Origin of the sequence: Streptococcus cristatus ATCC 51100, assembly GCF_011612585.1 — a bacterium.
GTDB lineage: Bacteria > Bacillota > Bacilli > Lactobacillales > Streptococcaceae > Streptococcus > Streptococcus cristatus_H.
This window is the reverse complement of record NZ_CP050133.1, coordinates 1,234,295-1,259,612: the sequence shown is the minus strand read 5'-3', so window position 1 is coordinate 1,259,612 and position 25,318 is coordinate 1,234,295. Positions and strand designations below refer to the sequence as shown.

Sequence of the window (25,318 nt, the reverse complement as noted above, 5' to 3'; positions counted from 1 at the left end):
GGCTTTTTTGTCTAGGAAAATGGATAAAACTATGATATAATAAAGAGTAATACCGTGAAAGAGCTAAATTTTAAAACATGAAAAAAATTGTAATTAATGGTGGTCGCCCTTTAAAAGGAGAGGTGACTATTAATGGTGCTAAAAATAGTGTTGTGGCCCTTATCCCAGCTATTATTTTAGCTGATAATGTTGTTACTTTAGATGGTGTACCGGCGATTTCGGATGTTGATAGCCTCATCGAGATTATGGAAATCATGGGAGCGACTATCAAACGGTCTGGAGATTGCCTAGAGGTTGATCCTAGAAACATCAAGAATATGCCGATGCCATCTGGTAAAATCAATAGTCTACGGGCTTCTTATTATTTTTATGGAAGTTTGCTAGGCCGCTTTGGAGAAGCGACAGTTGGGCTTCCTGGAGGCTGTGACCTTGGTCCTCGTCCGATTGATCTCCATCTCAAGGCTTTCGAAGCAATGGGCGCTCACATGACCATGGAAGGCAATTATATGAAATTGTCAACAGGTGGTAAGCGCTTGGCTGGAGCTAGTATTTACATGGATACTGTTAGTGTCGGTGCCACGATTAATACGATGTTGGCAGCAGTCAAGGCTGAGGGGCGTACGGTGATTGAAAATGCGGCGCGTGAGCCAGAAATCATCGATGTAGCTACGCTGCTTAACAATATGGGAGCTCATATTCGTGGGGCTGGGACTGATATTATCACGATTGAAGGTGTAGACAGCCTTCATGGAACGCGCCATCAAGTGATTCCAGATCGGATTGAAGCTGGGACTTATATTTCTTTGGCGGCGGCAATTGGACAAGGTGTCCAGATCAATAATGTCCTTTATGAACATTTGGAAAGTTTCATTGCTAAGCTAGAGGAAATGGGGGTGCGCATGACCATTTCAGAAGACAGCATCTTTGTAGAAGGGCAGAAGGAATTAAAAGCTATTAACATCAAGACTTCGCCTTATCCTGGCTTTGCTACGGATTTGCAGCAGCCGATCACTCCGCTTTTGTTGACAGCTCATGGCCATGGAAAAATCGTTGATACCATCTATGAGAAACGGGTCAACCATGTCGCTGAATTGGCTAAGATGACTGGTAAAATCTCAACCGCTAGCAATCAAATCGTCTATGAAGGACCAAATCAGCTGCAAGGTGCTTCTGTGAAGGCTACGGATTTGCGTGCGGGTGCAGCCTTGGTGATTGCTGGTCTGATGGCCCAAGGCCGAACAGAAATTACCAATATTGAATTTATTTTACGCGGTTATTCCAATATTATTGAAAAATTAAGAAGTCTGGGTGCGGACATCCAGCTCATCGAAGAATAAGCGTTCATCGCTTATTTTTTATAGAGGAAGCCTATGAATTTGTGGACACAGTTAGCAGCTTTTTCTTTTATTGAAACGGAGCATTCCTTTTTACGCCCGATTCTTTTTGGAGATGCAGAATCCCTTTATAAAATTGCTTCCAATCCGGATAATACCGAATTTATTTTTCCGACTGAAAGTAGCTTACAGGAAAGTGAATATGTTATCGCCAATTATTTTATGAAAAATCCATTGGGAATTTGGGCAATTTGTGATAAGGAAACGAATGAAATGATTGGTTCCATTAAATTTGAGAAAATGGATGAGATAAAAAAAGAAGCTGAACTAGGATATTTTTTGAGGAAGGACTACTGGGGACAGGGCCTGATGACCGAAGTTGTCCGTGAATTGGTTTTTCTTTCCTTTACAAAATTCGATTTTAAGCGTCTGACTATCATTACGCATGAAGAGAATATTGCCAGTCAAAAAGTTGCACTGAAAGCTGGTTTTAAGCTCTTCCGTCAGTTTAAAGGGAGCGACCGCTATACGAGAAAGATGAGAGATTACACCGAATATCGCTACGAAAAAGGAGATTTCAATGAGTAAACACCAGGAAATTTTGGCTTATCTTGAAAATCTTCCAATTGGTAAGCGGGTCAGTGTTCGGAGTATTTCAAATTACTTGGGTGTCAGCGACGGAACGGCCTACCGAGCGATCAAGGAAGCTGAAAATAGAGGAATTGTCGAAACCAGACCCAGAAGTGGGACTATCCGAGTGAAGTCGAAGAAAGTTGTTTTAGAGCACCTGACCTACAAGGAAATTGCTGATATTACTGGATCAGAGGTGCTTGCCGGCGAAAAGGGACTGGAAAAAGAATTTAACAAGTTCTCCATCGGAGCTATGACCGAGCAAAATATCCTACGTTACTTAAACGAGGGCGGCCTTCTTATTGTCGGGGATCGGACGCAGATTCAGATTTTGGCTCTTGAGAATGAGAATGCCGTACTCGTAACGGGAGGCTTTGAAGTCGATCCAGAGGTTTTAAAACTGGCCAATCGTATTGAAATTCCAGTCCTAAGAACCAAGCACGATACCTATACCGTGGCGACCATGATTAACCGCGCCCTGTCCAATATCCAGATTAAAACTGATATTTTGACAGTAGAGCAGGTTTATAGAGCCAGTCACGAATATGGTTTCTTACACGACACAGATACCGTTCGTGACTATCTGGACTTGGTTCGTCGTAATCGGACCAGCCGTTTTCCAGTCGTCAATCAGCATCAAATGCTGGTTGGGGTCGTGACGATGCGGGATGCGGGAGATAAGTCTCCTTTGACTACCTTGGACAAGGTTATGACCCGGAAAATCTTCATGACTGGTCTTTCAGCAAATATTGCCAATATCAGTCAGCGCATGATTGCAGAAGATTTTGAGATGATTCCGGTAGTGCGTGGCAATCAGACTCTCCTTGGAGTGATTACACGTCGGGATATTATGGAGAAAATGAGCCGCTCACAGATTTCCAGTCTACCGACCTTCAGTGAGCAGGTGGGCCAGAAGCTTCATCGGCAAGAGGATATTTTTTCTTTCACTGTCGAGCCTTTCATGCTGGAGCAAAACAGGGTCTTGGCTAATGGCGTCCTGACGGAAATCATCACTCGGATTACACAACAGTTGATGACGACGAATAGTCAGAGCTTAATCGTCGATCAGATGATGATTCATTTCTTTCAGGCTGTTCAGATTGATGATGTCCTGCAGATTCGGCCACGTATTATTCATCAGACGCGGCGGACAGCAGTGATTGACTATGATATCTACTTAGATTCGCTCATTGTTGCCAAAGCAACGATTACTGTAAAAATTACTTAGTAAAGAGGTTAATAATGATTACTATAAAATCACAACGTGAAATTGATTTAATGGACAAGAGCGGAGATTTCTTAGCTTCTGTTCATATCGGCTTGAGAGATTTGATCAAGCCAGGTATTGACATGTGGGACATCGAAGAATATGTCCGCAAGCGCTGTAAAGAAGCTAATGCCTTGCCACTTCAGATTGGCGTAGAGGGCAGTATCATGGATTATCCTTATGCGACTTGTTGTTCTCTTAATGACGAGGTGGCTCACGCCTTTCCTCGCCATCAAAAATTGGTAGAAGGTGATATCATCTGTGTGGACATGGTTGTTGGCTTAGTCGACAAGGCTGAGCTGGATGTATCTAAGCTGGACTTTAACAACGTAGAGCAGATGAAGCAATATACAGAAAGCTTCCGTGGTGGTGTCGCAGACTCTTGCTGGGCTTATGCTGTTGGACAGATTAGTCCAGAAGCGCAGCAACTCATGGATGTGACTAAGGAATGTCTCTACCGAGGAATTGCAGCCGCACAAGTTGGTAATCGTATCGGAGACATTGGTGCAGCCATTCAAGAATACGCTGAAAGCCATGGATACGGAGTAGTTCGTGATTTGGTTGGTCACGGTGTTGGTCCAACCATGCATGAGGAACCAATGGTGCCGCATTACGGCCGTGCAGGGCGTGGCCTGCGCTTGCGGGAGGGAATGGTTCTGACTGTCGAGCCCATGATCAATACAGGTACTTGGGAAATTGACACAGACTTTGAGACCGGTTGGGCGCATAAAACCCTAGATGGCGGTCTTTCTTGCCAATATGAGCATCAATTTGTCATTACCAAAGATGGTCCTGTGATTCTAACCAGCCAGGGCGAAGAAGGGACTTATTAAGTAGAGGGCTGGGCTTGTCCCAGTCTTTTTGAATAGGAGAGAGATGTGACAGGATTCATCAAAAAGATAAGAGAAAATGAATTTCTCAGAGCGTTTTTCCATTTTTATCAGGCGTCGGAGGCAGATATTACCAGTATTGCTGTGGCCTATTATTTTCTGATTTCGATTTTTCCCTTGTTATTGATTGCGGCAAATATTCTGCCCTATTTTCAAATTCGGCCAGATGAGCTCTTGGTTGCGCTGAAAGACTTACTGCCAGAGTCATTGTATCTGACGATCGCCAAGGTTGTCCGCGATGTGCTAACCAAGCCTTCGACAGGTTTGCTGAGTATTTCTATCCTGTCTGCCCTGTGGACTTTTTCCCAGAGCATGACTTTTTTGCAAAAGGCTTTTAATAAATGCTATGGTACGAAGCAAGGGCGGGGGCTTATCTGGGAGCGTATCTTTGCTTTTATCATGAGTCTAGGCTTGCAAGTCCTACTAGGCTTGTCGCTCGTTTTGACCCTGTTCGGTCGAATGCTGGTTGGCTTTCTTTATAATTTCTGGCACTTTGACCGTGGCCTCTACCAGCAGTTGCTGACCATGACAGAGCCTACGATTTATCTGATGCTCTTTCTTTCGCTGATTCTGCTTTATTTTTCTTTACCTAATGTGAAGATTCCCAAAATCCGCTATGTCCTACCGGGTGCGACCTTGGTTCTGGTTATCATTTATAGCCTCATGAACCTTTTTACTGTTTATATTGAAGCTTACCTAGATCGCTTTTTAGATGTGCGTTTTGTCGGCTCAGTGGTGGTTGTGATTATCATGTTTTGGTTTATCCTGATTGCCAAGGTGCTAATCGTCGGTGCTGTCCTCAATGCAAGCATCCAAAGCCGTTTTGTATCGCATTTTGAAAGCCGTAGTGGTGAGCTTATTCTGAGATTTGATGACGAAGGACATGCAGATAAGGATACAGATGTATAATAGGTGAAATATGAAACAAACAATTTTTAATGCCTCGTTAGAGGAAAGTATGAATTTAGTGACAGATCAGTATATCAAAACTTCATTTGAGGATTTCAATGAAAAAGGTTATGAGGGAAAGCTTTTAGGATTTATTACAATGCAGTTTATCCTATTTCTAATCTTTCTTTTTAGTATTTGGATTGATTCTCAAAATTTGCAGTTTTTATTTATGAAAGTAAGCCTCATAAATGGTGCTTTTTTTGGATTGGGATTTGTAGGGTTTGTTGGTTATTTAATTGATCTAACCAAAATAAAAAATCAGTCAATACTATCCTACTATTACTTCAATGTATGGTCTAATTTTATGATTTTTCTTCTTTGTTTGCAGTGTCTAGTAATAGGTATAGCTGGAGCAGGAACGATAATAGGAATGATTTTATCTGGCGCATTATATACGGTTGCTTTTATTCTGTACTTTATTAGACTATTTCAAAATTTTCAGAAGAATACGTTCGAAATTTTATATCAAGAGTCTACTTACTCAAATAGAGGAGCGGATTTTCTCGATCGTTTTGTTGTATTTGCAAAAAGGTACGGAGGGCTTATCCTATTTCTAATAGTTATTTTCCGTATCTTTTTCCCAAACTCGGATCTTATTCAGCAAAATGGTACCTTTCGTTCAATTTTTGTAGCCATTAATCCAATAATATTTGTCCCCTTCCTTTACTTTCTGTATGTTTTAAGTGTGAACGATTTTCAAGGCTACTATCTTAAAAAATATTTGGAAGATTACCGCCAATTATCTGACTACTCCATAGAAGACTGGTGTGGGAAAGAGTCGAAGAGATACAAGGAGTCATTGGATCAGGAAGTTTAGTCAATGCTGGTTTACCCACTCGATTTTGATGATGATGGTACCTCCTTTTACAATGTAACCTGAACAAAATAGGAGAAAATAAATGGATAAGATACAAAAAGATATTAATGATGCACTAGAGACAACGCGAGGATGGAATATATTAGTAATGATTTTCGTAATGTCTCTATATTCGTTTTTGATTACTTGGACCTCATACTTTCCAATGGCTATGCTTCGATTGGCTAGTGAAGATGGACATGAACTAGTTACACAATTGACATCAGTAGAAAATAGCCTTATTCCTCCAACTAGTTTTTTTGTTTTTCTATTTTTATTTTGTTGGCTCAGCTTTATTAGCTTTTATATAATTTCCAAAAGAAATCGCATTAAAGCCTATTTATTGACTCAGATTATTCAATTATTTTTGCTCGTAATTTTATATTATAGTTGGTTTATAGGTGCTTTGTATTTAATCCCCTTAGTTGTAATTCGTATCTTCTACTGGATTGGTTTTGTCTTATCACTGATTTACCTTGTTTATATCCTTGCCACAAAGCAACGCGCTAGCAAGGATTATTTCTCCTCAGAATATTATAAAAAGTTTCTGAATGTTATTTTATTCTTATGGTTGTTGATGTATGGAATCAATCTCTTCACCAACGGACTCAATCATTTCCTAGCGTATCTCTTGCTTGCTTTATTGCCAATTTCACCTATTCTCTTAGGCCTATTTTTGGTATCATTTTTTAAATCCAATGTAGTAACGCTAGAGAACTTGAATGCAGTCAATAAAAATCAAGAGAAGTACCGTGAAGAATATGGCTATACCATTGAGGAATGGTATGGGAAAAAGTCAAAAATGTATAAGAAATATGTTAAGAAGCAACGAGGCATTAGTAAATAAATATCTATCCGAAAATTTCCACCTGATTTGACTTCAGGTGGTTTTTCTATGCTCTTCTCAAGCTGATTTGATATTGTAGTATTACATGATGTGAGTAATAATGCTACACTAATGGATTTTAAAGGTGAAGATTATACTCGAGAGAATCTAGCTAGTGATTGTACTGACCTTTATCAAAATATATCAAGAGGTTGCTTAACAAGCAATCAGCTAACCTTCCCAGTATCTATTTCTAACAAAAAGTGAGGCTAAGACTTTTCCCTAGCCTCTTTTTTGATGGTGTAGATAAGGGAAAGTCGGAAATAGTTCTGTGCCGAGGTTTAGTTCTATATCGAATTTTTCTAAGATAAGTATTTCTGAATAATTTTTATTGCATTTGCAATAAAAATCTGTTATACTATCTTCAGAAGGAGGAGGTATGTCAATTTTACGTGAGATTGGAATCATTGCTCGGGCTTTGGATTCCATCGCTAATATTGAGTTTCGTGACATAGATTTAGCGCGGGGGCAGTATCTCTATCTGGTGCGGATTGCGGAGAATCCTGGGATTATCCAGGAGGAGCTGTCGGATTTGCTCAAGGTAGATCGCTCGACGGTGGCTCGTTCAGTCAAGAAGCTTGAAAGCAAGGGTTTACTGGAACAGCGGCCAGCTGCCAATAACCGCAAGAACAAGGAATGGTTTGTTACCGAAAAGGGGGCGGCCCTCTATCCTCTTATCTTAGCGGAAAACGAATATTCGGAGCAGGTGGCGTTGGAAAAATTTTCAGAAACTGAGCGAAAAGAGTTAGAAAAGTTGCTGGTTCGCGTCCGAGAGAATATTACTAAGGATTGGGAGTTGGTCAAAAAAGGACAGAAAAGAAATTATTGAGGTAGAACATGAAAATTGCAGTTGAAAATGAATTTTGGGCTTTGTTTCCAGAAGCTCAGATTAGTGTCTTAGTGGTCAAGGGGCTGGATAATAAAGTTGATGAAAGTAAGGACCCGTATTTCAAATCCCTGCTGGACAAGGGCGCAAAGCGAGCAGCAGACTTTATTCCAGATGAGAATTTCACTCAGAATGATGTTATTCAGGAGTGGCGGCAGGCTTTCAGCCAATTCAAGACCAAAAAAGGAGCGCGTTCCTCTATCGAAGTCCTACTCAAGCGGGTCAGTCAAGGACGGGAATTCAACCCCATCAATCCCTTAGTAGATATTTATAATAGTGTTTCCCTCTCTTATGCCGTTCCTTGTGGCGGAGAGGATTTGGACAAGATTGTCGGCGGCCTTTATCTGGGAAAGGCCAAGGGTGGTGAAGCCTTTTTCCCACTGGGAGCTGAGACTGATGCACCAGCTTTAGCAGAAGAAATCATCTACTATGATGAAGAGGGAGCGGTCTGCCGTTGTCTTAACTGGCGAGAAGCGCAGCGGACCATGCTGACAGAGGAGACCAAGGATGCTATCTTGGTTATCGAAGCCATCAATGGAGAGCAGGCGGCGCGTGCCAAATCAGCTATGACTGAACTCCAGACTCTGATTGAGGACTATTTTGGTGTCAAAGGCGATATTACTCATCTGACAGCTGAGCATCCAAGTTTGGAAATATAAAATAAAATTGGATCAGAAATATCTGGTCCAGATTTGTTTTTATAGGAGAAATAAGCCGAGCCATCTTATTTTGCCTTGTTTTTAAAGACAAAAATTTTGCTGAAGACATAGTTGAGGACGATAATCAGCACTTGAGCTATCAAAGTTTCAATGGTGTTGACCATCTTAATATCGTTGTGGACGAATTGACCAATAATCTGCGGGAAGCTAGTGACAAAGATAAAGGTTAGCAGCAAGTTCAAGGCCATAGTAGCCAGTCGGGCAGTGAAAAATTTGACCAATCGAACTGGCCATCCCTGTCTTTTTTGCTTGAAAACGATGGTATCGTTGGTCACAAAGGCAAAGAGAATCCCCAGAATATCACCGATTATCGTAGCTAGTAGTTCGTTTCCTGTCAGTTCATAGCAGAGCATCCGACTGACAACGGATACGACAGTTGTTGCCACACCAAAGAAAAGATAGGACAGAACCTCATTGTCAAAGAATTTTTTAATCAAAGTTTTCATAAGCATAGTCTATCACATTTCTAGGATTTATGCTATACTAGTGAAGTTGTCGATTTTTGGGAGATGATTTTCCCGTCTGACGCAACCCTTGGCGCTTAGCTTCTTTCGCCAAGCATATTACACGCGCTCATGTGCTAAAGGAGAAAAAATGAAACAAGAAAACTTGTCAGTTCGTGATTTGGTTCAGATTGCCATTGTTGCTGCTATTTATGTAGCCCTTACGATTACGCCCCCTTTAAATGCTATAAGCTATGGTGCTTACCAGTTCAGAATTTCTGAAATGATGAACTTTATGGCCTTTTATAATCGGAAATATATCATGGGTGTGACCATTGGCTGTATGATTGCAAATCTCTATAGCTTTGGAATCATTGACGTCTTTGTCGGCGGTTGGTCAACTCTAGTCTTCCTATCATTAGGTGTCTACCTCTTCAGCCGCTATAAGAATCAATACCTGATTAAAGATTTGCTTCGTTTGGATCACTTCTATTTTGCCATTTTCTTTTCTATTTCGATGGTGACGATTGCGGCAGAGTTGTATTTCTTACAGGGCTTGCCATTCTTCCTGACTTGGTTCACAACGGCCATTGGTGAGTTCGCTTCCTTGATTGCTGGGGCTATCATTATTAACCAGATTGCGAAAAGGATTGATTTGACAAAATAAGACAGCAGAGAGCGGAATTTCCGCTCTTTTTATGTCCTCTTTTTTAGTGAGAATTCGGAACAAATAGAGGAAGATTTTGTGTATTTGTGATAAAATAGAAGTATGAAAGAAAGAATGTCAGAATTAGTCAAATTGCTCAATCGATACGCTCATGAGTATTATACGGCAGACAGGCCAAGTGTATCGGACAGCGAGTATGACAGACTCTATCGTGAGCTAGTGGAGCTAGAAGAAAAGTACCCAACTGCTATCCTACCTGATAGTCCAACGCATCGGGTGGGCGGGAAGATTTTAGAAGGATTTGAAAAATATCCACACCAGTATCCTCTCTTTAGTTTGCAGGATGCTTTTTCACGTGACGAATTAATGGCTTTTGACCAGCGGATTCGCAAGGAATTTCCTCAGGTTTCCTATATTTGTGAACTCAAGATTGATGGGCTTTCTATTTCCCTGACCTATGAAAAGGGAATCTTGGTAGCAGGAGCGACTCGGGGGGACGGCTCTGTTGGTGAAAATATCACGGAAAATCTCAAACGGGTCAAGGATATTCCACTGACTTTGAAAGAGCCGCTGGACATTACGGTACGCGGAGAGTGCTACATGCCCAAGGCTTCCTTTGATGCGGTCAATCAGCTACGGCAGGAGAATGGTGAGCCTGAGTTTGCCAATCCTAGAAATGCGGCAGCAGGAACCTTGCGACAGTTGGATACAGCGGTTGTGGCCAAGCGTAATCTAGCAACCTTCCTCTACCAAGAAGCCAGTCCGACTGAGGCTGGCAGCCAAGAAGCAGTTTTGAACAAGCTGGCATCTTTGGGCTTCTCAGTCAATCCGATTCATTTTCTAGCGGATTCGATTGATGCGGTTTGGGAGTTTATCGAAAAGATTGCTCAGGAGCGGGACAGTCTGCCTTATGAGATTGACGGCATTGTCATCAAGGTCAATGACTTGGCGGTGCAAGAGGAGCTTGGATTTACGGTCAAGGCACCTAAGTGGGCCATCGCTTATAAGTTTCCAGCTGAGGAAAAGGAAGCCCAGCTTCTGTCTGTTGACTGGACAGTCGGCCGGACGGGAGTTGTAACTCCGACAGCCAATCTGACACCAGTTCAGCTAGCGGGAACGACAGTCAGCCGAGCAACCTTGCACAATGTGGACTATATTGCGGAGAAGGATATTCGTCAGAAAGACACAGTTATCGTCTATAAGGCAGGGGATATTATTCCTGCTGTCTTGCGCGTGGTGGAGTCCAAGCGGGTCTCAGAGGAGGCTTTGGAAATACCAAGTCACTGTCCGAGCTGTGAGAGTGAGCTGGTGCATTTCGAGGACGAAGTGGCTCTGCGTTGTATCAATCCGCTCTGTCCAGCCCAGATCAAGGAAGGCTTGATTCACTTTGCCAGCCGGGATGCTATGAATATTACTGGCCTTGGTCCAGCAGTGGTCGAAAAGGTCTTTGATAAGGCCTTGGTTAAGGATGTGGCTGGAATTTATCGACTTTCTGTAGAAGATTTGCTGACCTTGGACGGCTTTAAGGAAAAATCAGCGAATAAATTGTATACTGCTATTCAAGCTTCCAAGGAAAACTCAGCAGAGAAATTGCTCTTTGGTCTGGGAATCCGTCACGTGGGGAGCAAGGCTAGTCGGATTTTGATGGAGAAATTCCACGATATTATCAAGCTGTCTCAGGCAAGTCAAGAGGAAATATCTTCCATTGACAGCCTAGGGACAGTTATCGCTCAGAGTCTGCATTCTTACTTTGAGCAGGAAGGCAGTCAGCTTCTGCTGCAAGAATTACAAGAAGCTGGCGTCAACCTAGACTATCTGGGGGAGAAAGTGGCAGCTGATGCCGCTCTCGCTGGCAAAACAGTCGTATTGACCGGAAAATTACAAAAATTAACACGGAATCAAGCTAAAGAAAAATTGCTGAGTCTGGGTGCAAATGTTGCTGGAAGTGTGTCTAAAAAGACAGATTTGGTGGTGGCAGGTAGCGATGCAGGAAGCAAATTGACCAAAGCTCAAGAACTTGGGATCGAGATTCGAGACGAGGACTGGCTAGATAGCTTATGAGGCTGAGTATGGAAAATAAAATAAAAAAAGCAAGATTAATTTATAACCCAACTTCTGGGCAGGAAATTATCAAAAAAAATATTGCCGAAGTCTTGGATGTCTTGGAAGATGTTGGCTATGAGACTAGTGCCTATCAGACGACTCCAGAGCCTTTCTCTGCTCAGCGAGAAGCTGAAAGAGCAGCAAGAGCAGGTTTTGATTTAGTTATAGCAGCTGGTGGAGATGGGACTATCAATGAAGTAGTGAATGGGGTTGCGGGCCTAGATGTGCGCCCTAAGCTGGCTTTCATCCCAACTGGTACAACCAATGATTATGCGCGTGCTCTGAAAATTCCCATGGGAGATCCGGTGGCTGCAGCTCGGATTATTGAGAAAAATCAGACGATTCAGATGGATATCGGTCGGGCTTATGGCAGCAAATACTTTATCAACATTGCGGCAGCGGGCACTCTGACAGAGCTGACTTACAGTGTCCCTAGTGAAGTCAAGACTCGTCTAGGCTATCTGGCTTATGTAGCCGAAGGGGCCAAGATGCTGCCGCGCTCCAAATCCCGTAAGGTACGGATTGAGCATGACCATGGTGTTTTTGAGGGCAAGATTTCGCTTGTCTTTGCAGCCTTGACCAATTCTATCGGAGGCTTTGAAAAACTAGCGCCAGATACAAAACTGGACGATGGAAATTTCACCTTAATTCTTGTAAAAACGGCCAAGTTGTTTGATATGCTTAGTCTCATCATACAGGCAATTAATGGTGGCCAACACGTGACGGATGCCAATGTTGAATATCTGAAAACCAGCAAATTGAAGCTAGAAGTATTGGATAAAAAAGCACCCTTTATGTTGAATCTGGACGGTGAGTACGGAGGAGATACACCAGTAGAATTGGAAGTTTTGCACAATCATCTGGAGTTTTTCGCCAATATAGATGAAATCGATGAGAGCGCTCTTTCCTTAGAAAAATTAGAATGAAGAGATAAATGAAAATGCTAGACTATAAGGTCATTGTCCATTACCACAATCCTAAGGGAGATTACTTTTCTTATGATTTGTGGCAGTGGCAGACGGATCAGTGGGGAAAAGAAGCACCTTTTTCTAAACTAGATTATTTTGGTATTCAGGGAGAATTATCTTTTGAAAGTTGGGATCCTCTCGGTCAGGCTCATGTGATTGTCAAGCGTTCAGACTGGTCCAGCCAATCTTGCGACTACCACATTGACTTATTGCCAGTTCATTTGCCCACAGAGGTTTGGTTGATTGAAGGAGATCATCAGGTCTACTATTCCTTGCAAGCGGCGACGACGAGCCACCAATATTCGCGGCGACGTCCCCATAATTTCGATGTGGCTATGCGGTCGGATTATTTTGATGAATGCTGGGGCTACCAAGGCTGGCTTGGGCATCGTCTGCAGGGGCAGGTAAATGAGTTTAAAGTTTGGGCTCCGACAGCCAAAAAGGTTGAATTGGTAGTTTATGAAACTTCTGATAATCAAGCAGCTGTTTATAAAGAATTCCCTATGGAAAAGGGCGAGATTTACTCGCACGATCATGCTAAAAATACAATCGGAGTGTGGTCAGTAGAAGTGCCAGAAGATTTAGCTGGCAAGGCCTACCAGTATCATGTTCATTTTGAAAACCAGCATTTTTTGACGCGCGATCCTTATACAATTGCTACTAGTCCAGATGGCAAGCGCTCAGCTATTGTTGCTGAACAGGACAAGACTGTTGCTGGTTTTAAGGTATGTCAAGGCAAGGAGGCAACTTGGCGTTTAGATAACCCAAATCAGGCGGTCATCTATGAGATGCATATCCGCGATATTAGCAAATCGCCTAGTTCCGGTGTTGCAGAGCATTTGCGAGGGACTTTTTTAGGTGCTTGTCAACGTGGCACTAGAAATAGTCAGGGAGACCAGACTACTTTTGATTACATTCGCAATCTAGGTATCAATGTCGTGCAGCTCCAGCCGGTTTCTGACCGACACAAGGACTATGACGAAAATGGCCAAGTTACTTATAACTGGGGCTATGATCCACAGAACTACAATGCACCAGAAACCAGTTTTTCTTCTAATCCGGATGATCCAGGTCAGGCCATCCGAGATTTGAAAACCATGATTCAGGCTTATCATGATGCGGGTATTTCTGTGACCTTGGATGTGGTTTACAATCATATTTATTCCACCTTTGACTCCGCCTTTCAGTCAACGGTTCCCGATTATTACTACCGAATGAATCCCAACGGTTCATTCCAGAATGGTACAGGAGTCGGCAGCGAGACGGCCAGTGAGCATGAAATGTTCCGCAAATTCATGATTGATTCACTTCGCTACTGGGTAGAAGAATTCAATGTGGATGGCTTCCGTTTTGATCTGATGGGAATCCATGATGTCACCACCATGAATATCATCCGAGAAGAAATGGACAAAATTGATCCACGGATTTTGCTTTATGGTGAAGGTTGGGATATGGGAACAGGCCTGATGCCAGAGGACAAGGCAAAGAAGGACAATGCTTATCAACTGCCACGAATTGGCTTCTTTAATGATACTCAGCGCGATGCGATAAAGGGTGCTGAAGTCTACGGTGGTCTGAAAGCTGGTTATGTGAGCGGACAAGCGACTGAAGATATCATAGCCAAAGCCATTCTGGGCAGCAGTGAGTTAGGCTCCTATTTGACACCAACTCAGGTTCTGAATTATGTGGAGGCGCATGATAATTTCAACCTGCATGATTTGCTGGTTGACTTGCACCCAGATGATGATGAGGTCACTCGGACCAAAAGGATTGAGCTGGCAACAGCTATGAACTTGCTTATGCAGGGGATGGCATTCATGGAATTGGGTCAAGAATTTTCTCGCACGAAACTAGTAGGAACAGGAGAAGAGGGCCAAGTCCTTCCTAGCGACCGTGACAGAGCAATGAATAGCTACAATGCTCCCGATGCTGTCAACCAAGTGAATTGGGAATTGATTAGTCAACATCAGGAGAGTATTGACTATATCAAGCAGATTATTCACTTAAAGACAAGTCAGAAGGAATTTTCTTATCAAACCTATGAAGAGATTTACAAACATGTCTTTGTAAGAGAAGCCTTTGCTGGCAGTGGTATCGTCATTTTTGAGATTAAAGATGAAAAACATTATGAGATCATTTTTAATGCGAGTGGCTTGCCCTATTACCTTGAGAATGCGGATCACCTGCGTTTGTTGGTCGGCAATAGTCGTCATAAGAGACCCTTCTATGTGGAGAATCTGACCGCTTCCGTTTTTGAAGTGATTGCATAATATGAATAAAATAAGAAAAGATTGAAGATGGGCTTTGTGGCTCACCTCTTCAATCTTTTTTTGTGCTTTAAAAATAAAAAAACTCTCCCCAAAACATTTTTCAATGCTTTAGGAAGAGTTGAGTAGTCTCATAGATATTAGGGACTGGCACTTGAACTGGAGGAGCTAGAAGAGCTGGAGGACTCTCCGCTAGTTCCCTCTTCGCTGCTAGTACTAGAGTGAAATTGTTCTGGGTGAAGTGCTCGATAGCTTGGTGAATTAAAGAGATCCACAGAAGACACACCGCCACGTTTTGAATAAAGGCTAGTCGATTGATCACCTTTTTCTTTCTCAATGGCCTTGAGGGCTTTCAAAGAGTTGATGTAGTTGTAATCATCAGGGTTGACTTTTCCTAGGTTATTGCCTGTGTAAAAGCGGAATAGGTCCCCTGTCTGAATAGCATCGCTCATCTTCAGCTGTGTATTTGCGGCTGTTCGGATAGCTTCTAGTTCAGCTGTTGTTGACTCGTCTGGCAGAGTGATCTCCTCACCAGTTTGTGTGTTGTAAATGCGGCCGCTATAACTTGTGTATTTTGGTGTTACAAAGTTATTGGTTGAGCGGAAGGCCACGATTTGCTGGTGCTGAGGTGAGAGGAGGTCTTGCCCGACTTGGAGGTAATTTTTGGAGTCAATTCCCAATAAATGCTCCAAGGTTGGCAGCATATCGATTTGTCCGCCAAAGGTATCAATGATTTTTCCCTTTTCCATTCCAGGTATCACGACCATGTATGGCACTCTCTGTAACATGGCGTTGTCGTAACTAGACCATGTCTCAGAATTTTTATTGATCAGAGGTGCCAGAGCTGGATTACGGGAATTGGAAATTCCATAGTGGTCGCCGTAGAGGACGATGATTGAATTTTCATACAGACCAGCTTCTTTCAGGTAGTCAAAGAAGGCTTTGACAGCTGAGTCGAGGTAGTTTGCAGTCGCAAAGTAGCCATTGATGGTCTCGTCTTTGGTATCTGCCAGTGGGAAACCAATCTCATCGCCAATCAAGCTGGTCGTATAAGGATAGTGATTAGAGACGGTGATGTATTTGGCATAGAAAGGCTGCTGCAAATGTTCCAGATACTTGATGGAATCTTTGAACATAATTTTATCGTTCAAGCCATACTGGAAGGAGTTGGTCTCGTCTTGCTTGGTAAAGTAAGACGCATCGAAGAAATAGTTATAGCCCCATTGCTTGTAGGCCGTGTTGCGGTTCCAGAAACTACCTGTATTTCCATGGAAAACAGCAGATGTATAATCTCCGTTTTTTGATAGGATAAAAGGTGCTGCCTGTTGGGTATTGGTACCGCCGTAGTTTACCATGAAGGAGCCTTGGTTGAGACCAAAGAGACCTGTTTCAATCATGGTCTCCGCATCAGAAGTCTTTCCAGCCTTAACCTGGTTAAAGATGTTTGAAAAGGCTAAAGTTGAGTTGGAGTGGTAAAGGGAGTTGAGGAAAGGCGTAACTTCATATTCCTTGCCCTCCATCTGCAGTTTATAATCAATCAGAAACTGCTGGAAGCTTTCTAGATGGACATAGATAACATTGCGACCTTTGGCAATGCCGTAGTATTCAGAGTTTGGCTCGGCATAGTGGGATTGGATATATTGTTCAACAGGCTCTAGATCCTTGGCAGAGGCTTTGGAACGCTCTTTATTAGCAGCATAGGTTTGATTAGCACTGTAGCCGAGAAAGGCAGGAAGACCAAGAGCGCGAACGACATAGTAATTTGAAAATCCGCGTGTCAGGAGCTCAGGACGATCAATTTCTGCTAGGAAAAGATTGGCTGAAAAGAGCATCGCTGATAGGGACGTTACAGCAAAGCTGGCGCGGAAATTAAACCTACGATGATCCAAGCGGATATATTTTTTATAAAAAAGCCAGCCTAGAATGGGGAAATCAATGATATAGATAGCATCCCAAGGGCGGAAGAGCTCCATGGCTGCGGCTCCGAGACCTGCAGACACCTTACTGGAGGCCAACATGGTATTGACTGTCACAAAGTCGGTAAACTCACGGTAGTAGATGGAGTTTGAGACCAACCAGACAAAGAGCATGATGTAGATAGCCGTGCTGACACAATAAAAAATCTTGGTCGGCTTGATATAAAGAGCGAGTCCAATCAGTAAAAGGCCGATGGGGAAAGGGTTAATCAGAGCCAGAAAAATCTGATAGGCTCCTTGAATATCTAAATTAAAATCAACAGTATAAGCCCACATGGTTTTTAACCAATAAATCGTGAGCAAGCTCAAGACGAAACCGAGCCTTGTACTCATAAAATTGAGTAAATTCTTGGTTATTTTTTTCACAGAAAGGTACTTCCTTGTCTTATTTCCTAAAAATTCTCTTTTTCTAAGTATATCACAATTTTTCAAGTTGAGGAAAAATTGAGGCGATTTAGTGTTTAGTTTATTTTATTTGTAAAGTAATTTAATAAGGGCAATTATTTCCTAGCTTCAAGATTGTTCGCAAACATACCTAAGATTAGACAGGATTTGTTTCATGATAGATAGTGGAAAGTAGGAGTAGGGAAGCTTGCTTGAAAGTCCGCCTGTTAAAATAAATACTTAATATATAAAGTGTTGAAAATTTCTTCTACTAAAACAAGTATTATGTGAAAATAATAAATATGCTTTGAGAATTTTCACAATATTTGGTATAATAATGCTTATGAAGAAACTTACTGTTAATAAACAGACAGAGGAAAAGTTGAGAAAAGGGATTTTAGTTCTTGATAAGAATGATTTTCCAACTCTTTCGCTCACCGATCAATGTGTGGAATTGCATAGTCAGCAGGGGAAGTTCTTGGGAACGGCTTATCTGTCCTTACAAAATAAGGGACTTGGCTGGCTGATTTCCCATGCCAAGGTAGAGCTGAACTCAGCCTTCTTTCAGCACTTGTTTGAAAAGGCCAAAGACAAACGTTTCTATTATCGTCATGCGGAGGATACGACAGCCTATCGCCTGTTTAACCAAGAAGGTGACGGTTTTGGCGGTTTTACAGTTGATATCTACGATAAATATGTTGTTTTCTCTTGGTACAATTCCTTTGTTTTCTCAATCAAGGATCAGATAGTGGCTGCATTCCAGCAGGTCTTTCCTGAGGTCGCTGGAGCTTATGAGAAGATTCGCTTCAAGGGCTTGGACTATGACTCAGCCCATCTCTACGGAGCAGAAGCGCCAGCCTATTTTACGGTTTTGGAGAATGGCGTGCGCTATCAAGTCTTCATGAATGATGGCCTGATGACTGGGATTTTTCTGGACCAGCACGAGGTGAGGGGGAGTCTGGTTGACGGCTTAGCTAGTGGGAAAAGCCTGCTCAATATGTTTTCTTATACAGCGGCTTTCTCGGTGGCAGCTGCCATGGGCGGTGCCAGTCGAACAACTTCGGTGGATTTGGCTAAGCGCAGTCGCGAGCTTTCCCAGGCGCATTTTGAAGCCAATGGTTTGGATTTAGAGCCGCATCGTTTTGTGGTCATGGATGTTTTTGATTATTTCAAATACGCCAAGCGTCATGAACTAAAGTATGATGTGATTGTCCTAGATCCGCCGAGCTTTGCTCGCAATAAGAAACAGACTTTCTCTGTTGCGAAAGATTATCATCGTTTGGTGGCTCAGGCCTTGGAAATCTTGAGTCCGAATGGAATATTGATTCTTTCGACCAACGCAGCTAATGTTTCTAAAAGTAAGTTTAAAAAAGAAATTGAAAAAGGATTTGCAGGAGTTCCTCACCGCTATCTGGCGGAATATGGCCTACCAGCAGACTTTGTATACAATAAGAAAGATGAGAATAGTAACTACCTCAAGGTATTTACAATTAAGGTGGACAAATGAAATTAGTCGTTTCAATCATGCCCAGAAGTTTAGAAGAGGCTAAAGCAATTGATGTGAGTCGTTATGATGATGCTGACATTATCGAATGGCGCGCGGACTTTTTGCCGAAAGAGAGCATTCTCAACGTTGCTCCTGCTATTTTCGAGAAATTTGCTGGTCGTGAATTGCTCTTCACGCTACGAAGTCGCGGAGAAGGTGGCGAAATTGATCTGTCAGATGATGAATATGTTGCTCTTATCAAAGAAGTAGCCAATTTTTATTCGCCAGACTATGTTGATTTTGAATACTATTCGCATAAAGATAAATTCGAAGAAATGCTCGAGTTTCCAAATTTAGTTCTCAGTTATCATAATTTCGAGGAAACACCTGAAAATATGATGGAAATTTTGTCAGAATTGACAAGTTTGGCGCCAAAAGTGGTCAAAGTTTCTGTCATGGCGCATAATGAGCAGGATGTATTGGACCTGATGAACTACACTCGTGGATTTAAGATTTTGAATCCTGAGCAAGAGTATGTAACGATTTCTATGGGAAAAGTCGGAAAGATTTCTCGCTTAGCTGCAGATTTGACAGGTTCGAGCTGGTCTTTTGCCAGCGTTGAACAGCCGAGTGCACCAGGTCAGGTTTCCCTCGCAAACATGAAGGTTGTGCGGGAGATTTTAAATGAAAATTGATGGCCATACTCGTCTAGCAGCAGTGGTTGCTAAGCCAATTAAGCATAGCATTTCACCATTTATTCATAATACTGCCTTTGAGAAGACTGCTGTCAATGGTGTCTACCTTGCTTTGGAAATTGAAGCAGAGGATTTAGAAGCGACCGTTGCTAATATCCGAAGGTATAATATGTTTGGGATAAATTTGTCAATGCCCTACAAGCAGGAAGTCATCCAATATCTTGATGAATTGGATCCCAGTGCCCGTCTTATCGGGGCTGTGAATACGGTGGTGAATAAAAATGGTACATTGATAGGATATAATACGGATGGCAAGGGATTTTTTAAGAGCTTGCCGTCTTTTGCTATTCAGGGCAAAAAAATGACCATTTTAGGTGCTGGCGGAGCGGCGACAGCTATTATCGCTCAAGCTGCTTTGGATCAGGCAGAGGAAATCTTTGTCTTTACTCGGCAGACTTCCTATGCTAATACTGTCAGCAAGATGGTAGCTATCAGCCGCCAGACTAAGAGCAGGATTCAGGTGTTGAACTTAGAAGACTCGGTTCTTCTACAGGAGAAAATTAACCAATCGGATCTTCTGGTCAATGGAACAAGTGTGGGTATGGATGGCAAAACTTTGCCATTGGCTGAAAGTATTCAGCTGCCGAGCCAGATTTTAGTTGCGGATGTGATTTACAAACCTTTTGAAACACCTTTTTTAGAGTGGGCTCGAAGTCAGAAGGTAGAGGCAGTGAATGGTCTAGGTATGTTGCTTTATCAGGCAGCAGAAGCTTTTGAGCTTTGGACAGACCAATCCATGCCCTGTCAGGAAATTTGGCAGCAGTTGGAAGCTCTGTATAAATAGTCACTCATACTCAGCTCCTCTATGGTTGGAGCAGGAAAAACAAGGAGGCGCTTATGAAATTGAATGTAAATCTCCCCCATCATCCCTATGATATTACCATCGAAAAAGGAGCCTTATCTCAGGCTGGAAACTGGCTGAGTCAGCTTTGGCAGCCTCAGAAAGTGGTCATCGTCACGGACAATCGAGTGGCTCGACTCTACGCGGAAAAGGTCAAGCTGAGCTTGTCAGCGGCTGGGTTTGAGGCCTTTGTCTTTGACTTTTTGGAGGGTGAAGCCAGCAAGAACTTAAAGACGGTCAACAAAGTCTATGATTTTTTGGTCAAGGTTGGTCTGACACGCAGTGACGGGATCGTTGCCTTGGGAGGCGGCGTTGTTGGTGATTTGGCAGGATTTGTTGCTTCGACCTACATGCGAGGCATTCATTTCGTGCAGATTCCGACCAGTCTGACAGCCCAAGTGGACTCCTCTATCGGTGGTAAGACAGGTGTCAATACACCCTGGGCCAAGAATATGGTCGGCACTTTTACCCAGCCTGACGGAGTTCTGATTGACCCAGAAGTCTTGCATACCTTGGGCCAGCGGGAACTGATCGAAGGCATGGGCGAGGTGGTCAAGTACGGCTTGATTGAGGATAAGGAACTCTGGGATGAGCTTTCGGAAATGGATGGCAGCCCTGAGTCGATTTTGGAGCATGCGGAGAGCATCATCTACCATTCCTGCGATGTCAAGCGCAAGATTGTGGTCGAGGATGAGCTGGATAATGGCGTTCGCCTCTATCTAAATTTCGGCCATACTATTGGGCACGCTATTGAAGCAACAGCCGGCTACGGAAAAGTCATGCACGGTGAAGCTGTGGCGATTGGTATGGTACAGGTTTCTCGTGTCGCTGAAAAGAAAGGCCTTATGCTAGCCGGAATCACAGAAAACATCATCCATATGTGTCAGAAGTTTGGCTTGCCGGTGGATTACCAGCCATGGAATGAGAATGCTCTTTATCAGGCCTTAACCCATGATAAGAAGGCTAGAGGCAACTCTATCAAGCTAGTACTGGTGCCTGAGCTGGGTTCGGCTAGCATTCACCAGATTCCGCTGGAAGAGATGAAAGAATTTCTGAAGAAATAAGTGCCAGATGGAGTTTAAGACGATTGGACAGTTTGGATAATAAATAGACTGACTGCCCAGCTTTTCCATCCCAAAAATAGGAGAAAATGTATGAGATACTTAACAGCAGGAGAATCGCACGGACCTCGTCTGACAGCCATTATTGAGGGAGTGCCGGCTGGTCTTCCTTTGACCGCTGACTATATCAATGCCGAGCTCAAGCGCCGTCAGGGTGGATACGGCCGCGGTGCCCGTATGAAGATTGAAAGCGACCAAGTCGAGATTACATCTGGTGTTCGGCATGGCTTGACCATGGGCGGACCGATTACTCTCAATGTTACAAATCTGGACCATCAGAAATGGCTGGAGATTATGAGCGCGGCAGATGTGGATGAAAAGAAAAAAGGGCTGCGCAAGATTACCAAACCACGCCCTGGCCATGCTGACTTGGTCGGAGGTATGAAATACCGCTTTGACGATTTGCGAAATTCACTTGAGCGCTCTTCTGCCCGTGAAACGACCATGCGTGTGGCAGTTGGAGCAGTAGCCAAGCGTTTGCTGGAAGAAATCGGTGTGGAGGTGGCTAGTCATATCGTAACCTTCGGCGGCATTGATATTGATGTGCAGAATGACCTGACTGTAGCAGAAATCAAGGAAAGAGCTGCCCAGTCTGATGTTTCCATTGTCAATCACGAGCGCGAAGAAGAAATCAAGGCTTACATTGAACAAATTAAGAAAGACGGGGATACCATCGGTGGTGTCATCGAGACTGTCGTTGGCGGTGTGCCGGTCGGTCTGGGCTCCTATGTCCAATGGGACAAGAAGCTGGATGCCAAGATTGCTCAGGGAGTCGTGTCCATCAACGCTTTCAAGGGAGTCGAGTTTGGCGTGGGCTTTGAAGCAGGCCGTCTCAAGGGCAGTCAAGTCATGGATGAAATCCTCTGGTCTGAGGAAGATGGCTTTACTCGCAGGACCAATAATCTAGGTGGCTTTGAGGGCGGTATGACCAATGGTCAGCCAATCGTGGTGCGTGGTGTTATGAAGCCCATTCCAACACTTTACAAGCCTCTGATGAGCGTGGATATTGAGACCCACGAGCCTTATAAGGCAACGGTGGAGCGGAGCGATCCTACGGCTCTGCCAGCGGCAGGTGTTGTCATGGAAAGCGTGGTGGCAACAATTTTAGCCACTGAAGTCCTAGAGAAGTTTTCTTCGGACAATCTGGAAGAACTAAAGGATGCGGTAGCCCGCCATCGGGAATTTGTCAAGAACTTTTAGAAGAAAGGAGTGGGCATGGAGAGGAAAACAGTCTATATCGCAGGTCTGGGACTGATTGGAGCATCCTTGGCTCTGGGCATCAGGCGAGCTCATCCTGAGATTGAGATTCTTGGTTATAATCGAAGTGAAGAATCAAGACAGGCTGCCCTGGAGCGGGGAATGGTAGACCGGGTAACGGATGATTTTGCGGCCTTTGCTCCATTGGCTGATGTGATTATTCTGGCTGTGCCCATCAAGCAGACCATAGCATTTATCAAGAATCTAGCAGAGCTGAACTTGAAGGAAAATGTTATCATCTCAGATGCTGGATCGACCAAGGCTGAGATTGTGGCAGCAGCAGAAAAGTATCTGCAGGATAAGCCCGTCCGCTTTGTCGGAGCTCATCCTATGGCCGGAAGTCACAAGACCGGAGCCAAGGCGGCCCATGTTACTCTCTTTGAAAATGCCTATTATATCTTCACCCCCTCTAGCCTGACCAAGCCTGGTACGCTTGAGGAAATGAAAGACTTGCTGAGTGGTCTTTATGCCCGCTTTATCCGGGTGGACGCAGCCGAGCACGACCGAGTGACCAGTCAAATCAGCCATTTTCCGCATATCCTAGCCTCCAGCCTGATGGAGCAAGCGGCAGCTTATAGCCAAGAGCATGAACTAACCCAGTCTTTTGCAGCCGGTGGTTTTCGAGATATGACACGGATTGCGGAGAGTGAGCCGGGTATGTGGACCTCTATCCTCTTGACAAATCCTGAAGCTATCTTGGAGCGGCTGGAAGATTTTAAAGACCAGTTAGACAAGGTTGCCGCAGCGATTGAGGCCAAGGACGAGACAGCTATCTGGGAATTTTTCGACCGAGGACGGCAAAGCCGCAAACAAATGGAAATTCATAAGCGTGCCGGTGTAGATAGCTTTTACGACCTCTTTATTGAAGTGCCCGACGAAGAAGATGCGATTTTGGGCATTCTGGAGCTTCTGCGCGGAATTTCGGTCGTCAATATTCGAATCAACGAGGAAAACCGTGAAGATATCAATGGTATTCTGCAAATCACCTTTAAAAATCGCCAAGATTTGGAAAAATCTGCTAAAATAGTAAGAGAAAATACGGATTACCTAGTGTCCGTAGACTAATATAGAATGGAGAACTCTATGTCAAATATTTATGATTTAGCCAATGAACTCAGTCGAGGACTTCGCGAAATGCCAGAGTACAAAGCTGTGGTAGAAAGCAAGCAGGCTATCAATGCGAATAGTGAAGCCAAGGCAATTTTTGATGACTACCTAGCTTTCCAGAAAGAGCTGCAGCAACTGGCTCAAACAGGTCAAATGCCGACTCCAGACATTCAAGAAAAGATGCAGAGTTTTGGAGATAAAATCCAAGGCAATGATTTATTATCAGCCTTCTTTAACAAGCAACAACAGCTCTCTATTTACTTGTCTGACATTGAACGGATTATTTTTGAACCGATTCAGGAACTATTCTAATAGAAGAAGTTATAAAAATTGATGAAACCAAGAAGCTAGATCGGGCCTTCTTGGTTTTTCTATGCTTTAGAAAGGCTATTCAGGCTGAAAATGAGTATTTTTAATTCAAGAAAGAGGTAGAAAACTTAGGTGCTTTTTATAAAATCAGATTATAGCTACAATTAAAATATATTGACTCTGCATTCTATTTACTATTGTCCCAAAGACTGATATACTAATCAAAAAACGCTTACACTCTGATTTTTGAAAGGAACTGGTATGACTTTAGAAACAAGAAAGATTGCTATTCAAGATACATATGGCGACCGATTTCAACATTGCTGGGGCTGCGGCCCTAAGAATGAGCTAGGTCTACATTTAAAGACTTATCCTAGCTTAGATGGGAAGGAATGCATTACTAGAATAAGACCAGAATCTCACTATACTGGTGGTGTGCCGGCCAATCTTTTTGGTGGCATGATTGCTATGATTTTTGATTGCCATGGAACGGCTTCAGCAGCTTGGTTTGCCCATCAAGAAAAAGGCTTGGACTTGACTCAAGATACAGTCATTGGACGCTTTATCACAGCCCGTTTAGAAGTTGATTATAAAATCCCGACGCCTATTGATCAGGAAATCATCGTCACTTCGCAGCTTGAGGAGTTGGGAGCAAGGAAAGCTATTATCGTGATGGAGATGTCAGTAGCAGGACAGCCAAGAGCCAAGGCTAGAATGGTAGCAGTTGCAGTAAAAGATCATATGTAGTTAAATTCCCTTGGTACCTTATATCAAGGGAATTTTAGCATCTTTGGAGTAATTTTATCTTGATTTTTGCAATTAGGACATTATTTTGGTATAATAGTTACTTGTCTTGGGGTCGTTACGGATTCGACAGGCATTATGCGGCACATTTTGCGACTCATCTAGCGGATGTAAAACGCCAGTTAAATATAACTGCAAAAAATAACAATTCTTACGCTTTAGCTGCCTAAAAAACAGCCAGCGTGACCTGATTCGGATTGCTTGTGTCTGATGACCGGTCTTATTATGAGCAAGCTACGGTAAAATCAAGTCTAGGGATTTTACAAGAGATTGATAGACTCGCTTAGCTTGGGCTTGAGCCATGTGTCAAAGCTAAGTTAAATGAAGACATGGCCTATGGTCGTAGACAAATGTGTTGGCAGGTGTTTGGACGTGGGTTCGACTCCCACCGGCTCCATAGGGATATGTAAA

23 protein-coding genes, 1 other RNA gene and 1 riboswitch are annotated in these 25,318 nt (G+C 43.2%); of the genes, 22 read left to right on the top strand and 2 right to left on the bottom strand.

The features are described from left to right. Positions 1 to 77: 77 nt before the first annotated feature. From murA to HBA50_RS06255, 9 genes are all read left to right on the top strand, one after another. Complete coding sequence (murA, locus tag HBA50_RS06295; protein WP_045499506.1) at positions 78 to 1,337, top strand: UDP-N-acetylglucosamine 1-carboxyvinyltransferase; 1,260 nt, start codon at positions 78 to 80, stop codon at positions 1,335 to 1,337. Positions 1,338 to 1,370: 33 nt separating this feature from the next. Further along, positions 1,371 to 1,922: a GNAT family N-acetyltransferase gene (locus HBA50_RS06290; protein ID WP_045499509.1), complete on the top strand. Its 552-nt coding sequence runs from the start codon at positions 1,371 to 1,373 to the stop codon at positions 1,920 to 1,922. After that, on the top strand, positions 1,915 to 3,192 hold the full coding sequence (gene spxR, locus HBA50_RS06285) for a CBS-HotDog domain-containing transcription factor SpxR (RefSeq protein WP_045499512.1): 1,278 nt from the start codon (positions 1,915 to 1,917) through the stop codon (positions 3,190 to 3,192). The genes HBA50_RS06290 and spxR overlap by 8 nt, the downstream gene beginning before the upstream one ends. Positions 3,193 to 3,206: 14 nt before the next feature. Continuing rightward, a complete protein-coding gene (locus tag HBA50_RS06280; RefSeq protein WP_045499515.1) occupies positions 3,207 to 4,064 on the top strand; it encodes a methionyl aminopeptidase in 858 nt (285 codons plus the stop codon). A 45-nt stretch (positions 4,065 to 4,109) separates the two neighbouring features. Continuing rightward, a complete protein-coding gene (locus HBA50_RS06275; RefSeq protein ID WP_045499518.1) occupies positions 4,110 to 5,030 on the top strand; it encodes a YihY/virulence factor BrkB family protein in 921 nt (306 codons plus the stop codon). A 10-nt stretch (positions 5,031 to 5,040) separates the two neighbouring features. Continuing rightward, complete coding sequence (locus HBA50_RS06270; RefSeq protein ID WP_045499521.1) at positions 5,041 to 5,889, top strand: hypothetical protein; 849 nt, start codon at positions 5,041 to 5,043, stop codon at positions 5,887 to 5,889. A gap of 82 nt (positions 5,890 to 5,971) precedes the next feature. Then, the gene (locus tag HBA50_RS06265) at positions 5,972 to 6,775 is read left to right on the top strand and encodes a hypothetical protein (RefSeq protein ID WP_045499524.1); all 804 of its coding nucleotides are present in this window, start codon (positions 5,972 to 5,974) and stop codon (positions 6,773 to 6,775) included. 418 nt (positions 6,776 to 7,193) lie between these two features. Continuing rightward, a complete protein-coding gene (locus tag HBA50_RS06260; RefSeq protein ID WP_045499527.1) occupies positions 7,194 to 7,643 on the top strand; it encodes a MarR family winged helix-turn-helix transcriptional regulator in 450 nt (149 codons plus the stop codon). A gap of 8 nt (positions 7,644 to 7,651) precedes the next feature. Then, complete coding sequence (locus tag HBA50_RS06255; RefSeq protein WP_045499531.1) at positions 7,652 to 8,359, top strand: B3/B4 domain-containing protein; 708 nt, start codon at positions 7,652 to 7,654, stop codon at positions 8,357 to 8,359. Positions 8,360 to 8,424: 65 nt separating this feature from the next. On the opposite strand, the gene HBA50_RS06250 is transcribed toward HBA50_RS06255, so the two are convergent. After that, positions 8,425 to 8,865: a GtrA family protein gene (locus HBA50_RS06250; protein ID WP_045499802.1), complete on the bottom strand. Its 441-nt coding sequence runs from the start codon at positions 8,863 to 8,865 to the stop codon at positions 8,425 to 8,427. 28 nt (positions 8,866 to 8,893) lie between these two features. After that, a riboswitch (PreQ1 riboswitch) is annotated at positions 8,894 to 9,016 on the top strand. Here HBA50_RS06250 and HBA50_RS06245 point away from each other — a divergent pair. From HBA50_RS06245 to pulA, 4 genes are all read left to right on the top strand, one after another. After that, entirely contained in the window at positions 9,014 to 9,529 is a 516-nt protein-coding gene (locus HBA50_RS06245; RefSeq protein ID WP_045499534.1) for a QueT transporter family protein, read from the top strand. It overlaps the preceding riboswitch by 3 nt. 102 nt (positions 9,530 to 9,631) lie before the next feature. Then, positions 9,632 to 11,590, top strand: coding sequence for an NAD-dependent DNA ligase LigA (gene ligA / locus HBA50_RS06240; protein ID WP_045499537.1), 1,959 nt, complete (start codon positions 9,632 to 9,634; stop codon positions 11,588 to 11,590). Positions 11,591 to 11,598: 8 nt separating this feature from the next. Continuing rightward, positions 11,599 to 12,558 carry a diacylglycerol kinase family lipid kinase gene (locus HBA50_RS06235; protein ID WP_045499540.1) on the top strand — a complete coding sequence of 320 codons (960 nt, stop codon included), beginning with the start codon at positions 11,599 to 11,601 and terminating at the stop codon, positions 12,556 to 12,558. 14 nt (positions 12,559 to 12,572) lie between these two features. Beyond that, complete coding sequence (gene pulA, locus HBA50_RS06230) at positions 12,573 to 14,870, top strand: type I pullulanase (protein ID WP_045499806.1); 2,298 nt, start codon at positions 12,573 to 12,575, stop codon at positions 14,868 to 14,870. A 137-nt stretch (positions 14,871 to 15,007) separates the two neighbouring features. On the opposite strand, the gene HBA50_RS06225 is transcribed toward pulA, so the two are convergent. Then, complete coding sequence (locus HBA50_RS06225; protein WP_045499542.1) at positions 15,008 to 17,209, bottom strand: LTA synthase family protein; 2,202 nt, start codon at positions 17,207 to 17,209, stop codon at positions 15,008 to 15,010. 361 nt (positions 17,210 to 17,570) lie between these two features. Here HBA50_RS06225 and HBA50_RS06220 point away from each other — a divergent pair, with 361 nt between their 5' ends. From HBA50_RS06220 to ssrA, 9 genes are all read left to right on the top strand, one after another. Beyond that, positions 17,571 to 18,734 carry a class I SAM-dependent rRNA methyltransferase gene (locus HBA50_RS06220; RefSeq protein WP_045499809.1) on the top strand — a complete coding sequence of 388 codons (1,164 nt, stop codon included), beginning with the start codon at positions 17,571 to 17,573 and terminating at the stop codon, positions 18,732 to 18,734. Further along, positions 18,731 to 19,408 (top strand): type I 3-dehydroquinate dehydratase, encoded by a 678-nt coding sequence (gene aroD, locus HBA50_RS06215; protein ID WP_005590561.1) that lies wholly within the window; start codon positions 18,731 to 18,733, stop codon positions 19,406 to 19,408. The genes HBA50_RS06220 and aroD overlap by 4 nt, the downstream gene beginning before the upstream one ends. Beyond that, on the top strand, positions 19,398 to 20,252 hold the full coding sequence (locus HBA50_RS06210) for a shikimate dehydrogenase (RefSeq protein WP_045499544.1): 855 nt from the start codon (positions 19,398 to 19,400) through the stop codon (positions 20,250 to 20,252). The genes aroD and HBA50_RS06210 overlap by 11 nt, the downstream gene beginning before the upstream one ends. A 53-nt stretch (positions 20,253 to 20,305) precedes the next feature. Then, the gene (gene aroB / locus HBA50_RS06205) at positions 20,306 to 21,373 is read left to right on the top strand and encodes a 3-dehydroquinate synthase (protein WP_045499546.1); all 1,068 of its coding nucleotides are present in this window, start codon (positions 20,306 to 20,308) and stop codon (positions 21,371 to 21,373) included. A 90-nt stretch (positions 21,374 to 21,463) separates the two neighbouring features. Further along, entirely contained in the window at positions 21,464 to 22,630 is a 1,167-nt protein-coding gene (gene aroC / locus HBA50_RS06200; RefSeq protein ID WP_045499549.1) for a chorismate synthase, read from the top strand. A gap of 15 nt (positions 22,631 to 22,645) precedes the next feature. After that, positions 22,646 to 23,752 (top strand): prephenate dehydrogenase, encoded by a 1,107-nt coding sequence (locus HBA50_RS06195; RefSeq protein ID WP_045499552.1) that lies wholly within the window; start codon positions 22,646 to 22,648, stop codon positions 23,750 to 23,752. 18 nt (positions 23,753 to 23,770) lie between these two features. Further along, a complete protein-coding gene (locus HBA50_RS06190; RefSeq protein WP_005592507.1) occupies positions 23,771 to 24,106 on the top strand; it encodes a YlbF/YmcA family competence regulator in 336 nt (111 codons plus the stop codon). 258 nt (positions 24,107 to 24,364) lie between these two features. Further along, positions 24,365 to 24,850 carry an acyl-CoA thioesterase family protein gene (locus HBA50_RS06185; RefSeq protein ID WP_045499557.1) on the top strand — a complete coding sequence of 162 codons (486 nt, stop codon included), beginning with the start codon at positions 24,365 to 24,367 and terminating at the stop codon, positions 24,848 to 24,850. 108 nt (positions 24,851 to 24,958) lie between these two features. Then, positions 24,959 to 25,307: a transfer-messenger RNA gene (gene ssrA / locus HBA50_RS06180) on the top strand. The last annotated feature ends 11 nt before the right edge of the window (positions 25,308 to 25,318 follow it).

What these genes read in the sequence shown, in the direction of transcription:
- aroD (WP_005590561.1), top strand. Translation starts at nt 18,731, where the DNA reads ATGAAATTAGTCGTTTCAATCATGCCCAGAAGTTTAGAAGAGGCTAAA.
- HBA50_RS06220 (WP_045499809.1), top strand. Translation starts at nt 17,571, where the DNA reads ATGAAGAAACTTACTGTTAATAAACAGACAGAGGAAAAGTTGAGAAAA.
- HBA50_RS06265 (WP_045499524.1), top strand. Translation starts at nt 5,972, where the DNA reads ATGGATAAGATACAAAAAGATATTAATGATGCACTAGAGACAACGCGA.
- HBA50_RS06250 (WP_045499802.1), bottom strand. Translation starts at nt 8,865, where the DNA reads ATGAAAACTTTGATTAAAAAATTCTTTGACAATGAGGTTCTGTCCTAT.
- HBA50_RS06195 (WP_045499552.1), top strand. Translation starts at nt 22,646, where the DNA reads ATGGAGAGGAAAACAGTCTATATCGCAGGTCTGGGACTGATTGGAGCA.
- aroB (WP_045499546.1), top strand. Translation starts at nt 20,306, where the DNA reads ATGAAATTGAATGTAAATCTCCCCCATCATCCCTATGATATTACCATC.
- aroC (WP_045499549.1), top strand. Translation starts at nt 21,464, where the DNA reads ATGAGATACTTAACAGCAGGAGAATCGCACGGACCTCGTCTGACAGCC.
- HBA50_RS06270 (WP_045499521.1), top strand. Translation starts at nt 5,041, where the DNA reads ATGAAACAAACAATTTTTAATGCCTCGTTAGAGGAAAGTATGAATTTA.
- murA (WP_045499506.1), top strand. Translation starts at nt 78, where the DNA reads ATGAAAAAAATTGTAATTAATGGTGGTCGCCCTTTAAAAGGAGAGGTG.
- HBA50_RS06235 (WP_045499540.1), top strand. Translation starts at nt 11,599, where the DNA reads ATGGAAAATAAAATAAAAAAAGCAAGATTAATTTATAACCCAACTTCT.
- ligA (WP_045499537.1), top strand. Translation starts at nt 9,632, where the DNA reads ATGAAAGAAAGAATGTCAGAATTAGTCAAATTGCTCAATCGATACGCT.
- HBA50_RS06260 (WP_045499527.1), top strand. Translation starts at nt 7,194, where the DNA reads ATGTCAATTTTACGTGAGATTGGAATCATTGCTCGGGCTTTGGATTCC.
- HBA50_RS06245 (WP_045499534.1), top strand. Translation starts at nt 9,014, where the DNA reads ATGAAACAAGAAAACTTGTCAGTTCGTGATTTGGTTCAGATTGCCATT.
- HBA50_RS06185 (WP_045499557.1), top strand. Translation starts at nt 24,365, where the DNA reads ATGACTTTAGAAACAAGAAAGATTGCTATTCAAGATACATATGGCGAC.
- HBA50_RS06290 (WP_045499509.1), top strand. Translation starts at nt 1,371, where the DNA reads ATGAATTTGTGGACACAGTTAGCAGCTTTTTCTTTTATTGAAACGGAG.
- HBA50_RS06255 (WP_045499531.1), top strand. Translation starts at nt 7,652, where the DNA reads ATGAAAATTGCAGTTGAAAATGAATTTTGGGCTTTGTTTCCAGAAGCT.
- HBA50_RS06190 (WP_005592507.1), top strand. Translation starts at nt 23,771, where the DNA reads ATGTCAAATATTTATGATTTAGCCAATGAACTCAGTCGAGGACTTCGC.
- spxR (WP_045499512.1), top strand. Translation starts at nt 1,915, where the DNA reads ATGAGTAAACACCAGGAAATTTTGGCTTATCTTGAAAATCTTCCAATT.
- HBA50_RS06280 (WP_045499515.1), top strand. Translation starts at nt 3,207, where the DNA reads ATGATTACTATAAAATCACAACGTGAAATTGATTTAATGGACAAGAGC.
- HBA50_RS06210 (WP_045499544.1), top strand. Translation starts at nt 19,398, where the DNA reads ATGAAAATTGATGGCCATACTCGTCTAGCAGCAGTGGTTGCTAAGCCA.
- pulA (WP_045499806.1), top strand. Translation starts at nt 12,573, where the DNA reads ATGCTAGACTATAAGGTCATTGTCCATTACCACAATCCTAAGGGAGAT.